The sequence below is a fragment of the Amycolatopsis palatopharyngis genome, from assembly GCF_003385185.1.
GTDB classification, from domain to species: domain Bacteria; phylum Actinomycetota; class Actinomycetes; order Mycobacteriales; family Pseudonocardiaceae; genus Amycolatopsis; species Amycolatopsis palatopharyngis.
This window is the reverse complement of the sequence record NZ_PQHZ01000098.1, coordinates 1-7,784: the sequence shown is the minus strand read 5'-3', so window position 1 is coordinate 7,784 and position 7,784 is coordinate 1. Positions and strand designations below refer to the sequence as shown.

Below are 7,784 nucleotides of genomic sequence, written 5' to 3'. Positions count from 1 at the left end.
TCAGAGTGCCGCCCCACGCCCGACGACGGCAGGTGGGGCCACATCAAGATGCCGACCGATCCCGCAACCCAGCCGCCGGGGCCAGTTCAGAATGCCGAACCGGGGCCAATTCGGCTTGCCGAAATCACCGCACCACTACGGCACCACGCGGAAGGCCGACGACGCCGACCGTGACAGGCACTGGGATCGCTGTGGCGTGCATACCATCCGAATCGGTGCTCATCACACAGACGAGCCTGCTGCCCTGAAGGAGCTGCTGCGGGAAGAGCTAGACCGGTGGCTCTTCCAGACAAGGTGAGGATCAGCAGCAGAACGCCCACGTACGGCAGGATGCACGTCCCGTACGACACGACTCAGTCAGGGCCGCCACCTTGTGCGCGCGATGACTAAGATCGAAGGATTGCGACTACAAGCCGTACGGCTTGTACGGCATCATCCGAGGCTCGCGTGGCGGTGCGACGAGATTGTCACCCCGGCCAAAAGGGACGTGTCAGGTGGAGTAACGCTCGGCGAGCCGGTCGAAGAACGCGGCAAGCCGCTTGTCCGTGGCCGAGCCATCAATGAGCTCGGCGCCGCCGAAGCGGTAGACCTCGTAGCCGCGCAGTCGTAGCTCACGGTCCTCGGCGACCATCTCAGCGTACCGCTGGGAGTCAGCGCGCCCAGCCTCGTCGGCGTAGTGCTGCCGTCCGTCGCACTCGATCACGACGCGGATTCGATGCGGCAGGAGCAGCAGGAAGTCCATGCGCTGGCGGGGCAAGGGCGCCGCACCGGGAACGTGGTGTGCTCGGGTGTACGGGTCGTAGTGGAGGTACACCTGCGGGAGCAGGGCCGGGATGTCATCGCCAAGCCGGACGTAGCGCTCAGCGTACGTGCGCAGGATCCGCCGCTCCGCGTCGTTGTCGCCAAGTGAGCGGTCGAGCCGCCGGTACAGGCTCCGCGAGACTTCCCGTGCAGGTTCCGCTGTCAGCCCTTCGTGCTCAGCCCACCAGCTGGTCAGGTCGGCCCAGGTGAGGCCATGCGCCGCCAGCGGCCGGTCGTAGATGAGGCAGAACTGTTCGTTCTTGATCACCAGGACGTCGTTGTTGAGCGCATCGGTGAACACGATCTCCGGTTTGGGGCCGTCGGCGGCGAAGATCAGGTTCTTCATCGAGCCGGGCACACCAGCGCCGATCCTGCGGCCGGCGAAGACGGGTGTGCCGCTGATGGCGTCGATCTGGACGATCTCGTAGCCGTCGTGAACCAGTGTCTGGTTGAGGAAGTCGTGTAGCTGCTCGACTTCGGCCAGGTTCGTCCGGACCGCCGGGTGCAGCATTTCGGCCAGGAATCGCAGGAGCGCGTCGTCGTTGTCCGCCAAGCCGAACCGCTCGTCGTAGAAGATCCAGTCGTCGGGCCAGTCCAGGTTGGCGATGCAGTGCTGGATGATGTCCTCGCGCGCCGTGGGGAACTGCGTGGACCGGGAATCTGTGGTGGGCAGCGTGTCGAGGTCGTAGAAGCGCCCGAGGAACTCGACTTCGTTGAGCACGCCGTACCAGGCCGTGGTGGCGAGCCCCTCGATGAGGCGTCGCCGGGTGACGTCGGTGATGCGGCTCGTCATGGCAATGGTGCCTCCTGGGCGTCGGCTGCAGGCGGTGAGTAGGTCGTCAGTCAGGCTGGCGGCGGCTCGCTGGCGGTGCAGCGAAGTCGCTGTTCGTTGTTCGCGACCGCCTTCCGCGCCTCACCGGTCGTCATGGCCCAAAGCTGTGCCAGGTGATCGAGTGTTCCGAGCAGATCGGAAGGAACGGCTGGGCGGCTTCCGGAGCGGGCGAAGGGGCCGTCGGTTTCCAGCAGTACGCGTTCCGGCGGAAGCCGTTGGAGCAGCGGCACGGCTTTCTTCGACCGGACCATCGCCGGGTTGATCGAGAACCAGAGCCCTGCATTGAGTGCATCGTCGACGGCGGCCAGTGGCCCGGTGTACCAGTGCAGGATTGCTGGCACGTGCGCTTGCGCGAGTCGGGCAATGGTCTCCCGCTCGGCACCCCGGCTGTGGACGGTGACAGGTCGAGATCGCACCTGTGGGTCGGCCAAGATGGCCTCGAACACGCGAAGCTGTTGCTTGCGGGTTGCGACTCCGGCGCGAGAGAAGTCGAGTCCGATTTCGCCGATCCACGTGGCCTGCGGCAGGAGCCGGAGAAATCGGGCTAGATCGTGAGGGGATGCTGCTCCTGCGCGAAGAGGGTGAAAGCCCAGTGCGACGTCGACGCCGTCGCGCCGGCCGAGGCGGGTGCGCAGCAGGCGGTACTTGCCGGGGTCCTCGGTCACCGCAACCACGTGTATGCCTGCGGCGCGGGCGTCATCCAGTACGGCGAGCGGGTTGTCGTAGGCGTCGATATGGCAGTGGGTGTCGGTCAGTACTGCGGTGGTCACGATCGAGACTCCACCAGCTCGGCCAGTGGGCCGCGGGCTCCGCTGGCGAGCCAGGTACGGAGCTCGGCGAGTCCACGTCGCCAGACCCCGGTGAAGGCTGCGCGTTCGCATTGTGGGAGCGGGCCGTTGCGTAGGACGTCGCGATCCGGTCGATCCGCGAACGCTCCGACGATTACGGCGCGCAGGTCGGCTCCGCGGCGGCTGCGGCGGTTGAGGAGGATCGTGGAGTCGTCCTCGGCGAACACGTTGTAGGCGTACTCGTCGTCGTCCCATCCGACGTGTGCCAGCGAGGCGCGGCGGATCAGGCAGGGGAAGCAGTATCCGCAGTTGCCTTGCTTGCGGCCGACGTAGCGGGCGGTCTCGGGGTGGGAGCAGGAGACGCTCAGCGGGGCTAGGCGCCGCAGGAGAGCGGCGTTGCGGGATTCGGCGAGAATCTCGCCCTTGGTGCGCAGGCGGTACGGGTTGATCACGCGGTTCGATACGCCGATTGCGGCGCTGGCCGTGGCGAGTAGGTGCATGAAGTGTGGGTGTGTCGTGCGGGTGCTCGCGCTGCCAACGCGAGCTCGGGTTAGCGGCACGTTGATCCCGATGAAGCCGTTTTCGGGCACATATACCGGCACGGCCGGTCCTTCGGCGGCAGCGAGGGCCAAGGCAGCGGACAGGAAGAGCAGGGATCGGGACCGGGTGGTGTTCTCGCGTGGCCGGGGCAGAGGCCGGGCCTGGTGGTTGTTCGGGGGTGCGGGACGTAGGTAGAGGCGCCGGGAGCGAATGCGTTCGGCGCCGTAGTGTTCGCCGAGTTCGTCGAGCAGAAGTTGTTGCGCGGTGGATGCTTGTCCGCCTTCGTGGTGCGACAGCAGGCACAGCCGTCGTTCGGGGTCCTCTTCGAGGAGATCGATGACGCCGCACAGTGAGTCGAGGCCGCCGGAGAACAGGCACACGCCGTCGACGCCGAGTCCGATCGGCCGCTCGGCGAGGGAGACGTCGGCCATACCGGCGAGGGGATGCTGGCTGGAGTTGTAGGGCTGGATCTCCCAGTGGTCGCCAGTCAGAAACCGCAGTGCGGCGTCGAAATCGGCGTTTCGCCAGGCGGCGGTGGACTCGACGGGGACCTTGAGGGCGATGTCCCTGGTCCAGGAGTCCGGCGTGCCGCGTCGTCGGGTGGTTTTGTCGGCGCAGTACACGGCCGCGCCGAGCAGCAGGAGGTCGGCGGCAGCACGCGGTGGTAGCCAGCCCGTGAAGAACTCGGGGCCAGCGTCGCCGGTTTGGATCGTGGCCGCAATCCGCCCAGGAGCCCAATCCAGCAGCCGGACGTCGTCGGGTTCGGTCACCGGGGCGGTGAGATCCGCGCGCACCAGGTAGGTGGTCACTGTGCGTCTCCGTCCAGCCCCTGCAGGGCCTCGTAGGAGATGCGGACGGTGTCCTCGGCGATCTGGCGTCCCTCCGGGCCGGCCCAGTCGACCGTGAAGGGGTCGTCGGGGATGCGTAGCGAGACCAGGACCTGGATGATCTGGCGCATTTCCTCGTCGGCTTGGCGCACGGCGTGCGGATCGGTGATGCGGCTGAGGCGTTCGGCGATGACCGGAACCCGGTTGTAGACGTACTGGGCGAGGAACGTTTCCAGCAGGGTGGGCAGGTTCTCCCGCGAGACGGTCATCTCGGCGGTGTCGGTCAACTCGGTCCACGTATCGGCGTCGCCGAAGACCTCGTCCAGCACGTCGCACGCGGCGTCGCGGGCGGCTTGGGAGTCCAGGTCGTCGCCGTCTCCGGCGATGAAGGTGATCAGTTCGTCGAGCACGTCGAATCGGGTTCGGCCGACGAGAGTGGCCAGTCCCAGCGAGGTCAGCGTGTTTTCAAGCCCGGTTCCGCCGACTCCAGCGAGCAAGGCGCCGAGGCGCTGGACGCCGCTACGTCCGGCACGGGCGCCGGCTGCAGCACCGCCAGCTCCTCCCAACACGGGAACGTGGCGGGCGAGCACCCGCTGGGCATACGTGCGGGTGCTCGGAGATCCAGAGGTAAGCCCGCGCACATAGGACGCGGTCGCGTGTTTAAGCGGAGTCCACGCTCCGCCGCTGCCCGCGGTGCGATCGGCCGAGGTGCCCATCAGCGCCGACCGCTGCGTCGTTGAGCTTGACGCGCGGTGCTGATCACGCCCTTCAGGCCAGGGGCGTCGCTGTTTTCCCACCGGTCCAGCAGAGCCGACACCGTCGGATTGTCTACGGGGAGCCGGCGGACGGCGTTCCCGGCCTGCCCACGCGGGACGGCCTCGGGTGGGATCCGCATCAAGGCGTCGCAGATGGCCGACAGGGTGTCGGGCGCCCGCTCTGCGAGTTCGAGCGCGGCGACGAAGGCTGAACCGCCCGGTCGACGCGTCAGCACCTCCACCAATGCCTCCACGAGCTGGACCCGCTCGTCGTCAGGCAGCTTTCCGACCTCGTCACACGCGAGCCGCCGCACACCGGCGACCTCGGCCTGCACCCTGGCGAGCAGCTCCTGCAGGTGGGGAGGCAGCCGCGTGACGGCGACGCCGAAGGCGAGCTTGTCGCGGGAGTAGGTGAAGTACGGCCCCAGATCTACCTCGCCGAGCGGAGGCTCCAACCGCAGCCACGCACGCACGTGCGATTTGTCCGCCCACGCCCGCACCTCTTCGGCGATCTGCGGCTGTTGGGCAGCCCTCCGCCCCCGCTTGGCGGCGGGTGATCGGCGGGCGCCCGAAGACTCGTCGGCGGTCTCGCGCTCGCCTGGTCGCGCCGTGTCCTCATCGCCTTCCGGTTCAGGAGTGGCCGATCCGGCCCGCGCAATGGATTCTGCCGCCGCGAGCTCCGGGATGGGTCCGGGCACGGTGAGTTGCCAGTCGAACAGGCGCTGGAAGTCGCTGAAGTGCTGTTCCTCCAGGACCATGAGCTTGGCCAGCACCGGCAGGTCGAGGGCGATCTTCCGACGCTGCGCGCTGCGGTGCTTGAGCAGCAGGTTGTTGAGGAACCGCTTGAGCTGCCTCGGGTTCCCGCGCAGTCCGCCCCCGAGTACCTCAGTGATGCTGGCTGCCCAGTTCAGGTCGCGCACCAAGGCGGGCGGCACGTCGTCGAGGACCGCTCCGGCCAAGCCGACGTTGAACGCCACCTGCAGGTTGCCGGCTTCGCGGCGGCGGCGGGTCTCGTCCAGGACCTTGGCGAACTGCTCGTTGTCGAGGCGCAGTTCGGCCAGCAGCAGGTTGACGTAAGTGTCGGCTTCCGGAGCGGACAGCGGCGGGATGGCCACCTTGAGCTGCAGCATCTTCTCCAGATAGTCGGCACCGATTCCGGCGCCGTCGGGTCGCCGCAGCTGCGGATAGCGCGAGTCGATCGCGGACTCAACAACCGCCTGGTTGGCCGCCAGGACGTAGGCGGTCTTGGGCGTGTTGAGGAACAGCCGGATCGCCTCGAAGGTGTCCACCACGGTCTCGGGCAGGCACCGGTCGAGGTCGTCGATGAACACCACCACAGCGTCTACGTCTTCCAACGTCGCGATGACGTTCGCAAACTCTGCCCGGAACCGCCCTGCGTCCGTGATCGCCTCAGCCGTATCGTTGCCCGACGCGGCCTGCGTGGCCTTGGGGTCTTCCATCAGCTTGTTGACTTCGCTCGTCGCCGCGTTCACCGCAGCCTTCGTCACGTCCAGGACCTGTGGATCGATGCTCGGGTCCATCGCCTGGATCGCGAGGGGAGCCGCGGTCTGGGCGGCGGACACCGCGACCCGTCCGCCCCTGCGCCCCCACCAGCCGAGACCCTGTACGAATCTGCGGAGCTTAGAAACCTGTTCCTGCTGATCGCCGCCGACTCGTGCGTCGACCGCGTCGAGCACGGTGGTCATCAGCGCCACCTTGACGTCGTCATAGTCCTCGTACTGCCAAGGGCTGAACTCGACACACACGTAACGTGACGGCGACCCCTCGTCGTTCCGGATCTTCAGCAACTCCTGCCGGGTGATCCGCATCAGGCTGCTCTTCCCAGAGCCCCAGTCCCCGAGGAGACCCACTGTCAGCGGGAGCAGCCGCGGTTCGGTGAGCGCCACGAACAGGGTGTCCACCAGGAAGTCGAAGCCGAGAAGATCAACCTCGGTTTCGTTATCCGCCCACATTGCAACGCTCCGTCCGACGCGGCAGTTTGACTCTCCGCTCCTCGGTGGCCGTCGGCCGAAGGCGAACATCGAGGATAGATCGGCGATTAGCGTCGATAGTCATTTGACATACATGTCGGCGCGTACCACGTACTGTTACCGTCGGTTACTAAAGTGTGATCGATGCGTTGCGATCATGGTGCAAAACGGCATACGGCCTAGCCATCGGCGGCCTACTCGCGTCGTTGCAGTGCGTAGAATGGAACGAGCTGGTCCACGAGGTGCAACTTATCGCGGCGCCCGTCGGCGTATGAGATTTCGTAGTTGACGGCACCGAGCCACCTGCCGTCGACGGTGGGAAAACGGCCGTGGAGTCGCCCTTGAACCTGACCGGCCACGTCCAAGCCGGTCGCGATGACATGTCGGGGAGCATCAGGTGGACGAGCGAAGAGGTCGTCCAAGCGCACCCACACCCTGGTAAGCACCGGCCTCCGGCCGTGGAGGTTGTCGCCCTCCCAGGTGGTGAACGGGCTATCGATCACCTTGGACACCCGCCAACGACGGTGTTGTCCGCGCTCGATGGAGGACGAGGTCACGATAGGTCTCCTCGTCCAGCTCGGCACGATCGGGAGTGGGGCGACTGGTGGTCAGTCGCCAGCAGTGGTCAGCGCCGTCGGCAGCACAGGATGGGCAGTTGATGTGGACCTCGCCGTCCTGCACGACCGCCCGGAACTCGGATGGGACGAGCGTGTGCAAACCCAGCTTGCACCTGGCCGGCAAGAGGGCTACAGGCTTACCGGTGCTGTCGCGGCCGTACGCCAGCTTGCCGTCCGGTTGAGCAGTTCGGAGTAGCTGCAGGTCCATGACCAGCAAGATACCACTCGTTCGCACGTACGTTCGAGCGATGGAACTTGACGGTGGACCACCCAGCAACTCCCTCACAGGGCGTTCACGCTCGATCGCAGCACGTCGCCAGCCTGTTCTACCGGCCCGGCTTCGAGATCGCTTATCGCTCCGCGTCGGGTGGTCGGTTCGAGTCCGGGCGCTCGGAGAGCTGATCGACAACCAGCGTGATCAGCTCTTCCAGGCTCTGAGGGCCGGTCGCGGCGATACTGGTCCCGGCGGTGACCGGTTCGTCCGGACGCTCGGTGGGCGCGAACAGGGACGGCAGCGGCGGCCACCTCAACGTGGCCAGCAGCATGACGACGTCGGGGGCACTTGTTGATCCGGGCTCGATGGTTTCGCACCGGCGCAAAACCGCGTTCAACTCCGTGACGATAGGCGTCAGT

Annotated in this window: 7 protein-coding genes; all 7 read right to left on the bottom strand. The window is 66.7% G+C overall.

Going from position 1 to position 7,784, the window contains the following annotated elements:
• Positions 1–490: 490 nt before the first annotated feature.
• Entirely contained in the window at positions 491–1,594 is a 1,104-nt protein-coding gene (locus D0C15_RS33345) for an AbiJ-related protein (protein ID WP_116052029.1), read from the bottom strand.
• A 50-nt stretch (positions 1,595–1,644) separates the two neighbouring features.
• Complete coding sequence (locus D0C15_RS33340; RefSeq protein WP_211323418.1) at positions 1,645–2,403, bottom strand: TatD family hydrolase; 759 nt, start codon at positions 2,401–2,403, stop codon at positions 1,645–1,647.
• Positions 2,400–3,770: a Qat anti-phage system QueC-like protein QatC gene (gene qatC / locus D0C15_RS33335; RefSeq protein WP_116052027.1), complete on the bottom strand. Its 1,371-nt coding sequence runs from the start codon at positions 3,768–3,770 to the stop codon at positions 2,400–2,402. The genes D0C15_RS33340 and qatC overlap by 4 nt, the downstream gene beginning before the upstream one ends.
• Positions 3,767–4,504, bottom strand: a complete 738-nt coding sequence (locus tag D0C15_RS33330) for a hypothetical protein (protein WP_116052026.1) — start codon at positions 4,502–4,504, stop codon at positions 3,767–3,769. The genes qatC and D0C15_RS33330 overlap by 4 nt, the downstream gene beginning before the upstream one ends.
• On the bottom strand, positions 4,504–6,516 hold the full coding sequence (locus D0C15_RS33325) for a KAP family P-loop NTPase fold protein (RefSeq protein WP_116052025.1): 2,013 nt from the start codon (positions 6,514–6,516) through the stop codon (positions 4,504–4,506). Before D0C15_RS33325 ends, D0C15_RS33330 begins: the two co-directional genes overlap by 1 nt.
• Before the next feature lie 212 nt (positions 6,517–6,728).
• On the bottom strand, positions 6,729–7,091 hold the full coding sequence (locus D0C15_RS33320; RefSeq protein ID WP_245976515.1) for a hypothetical protein: 363 nt from the start codon (positions 7,089–7,091) through the stop codon (positions 6,729–6,731).
• Positions 7,092–7,501: 410 nt separating this feature from the next.
• A partial coding sequence (locus tag D0C15_RS33310; RefSeq protein WP_211323417.1) for a hypothetical protein occupies positions 7,502–7,784 on the bottom strand: 283 nt, incomplete at its 5' end.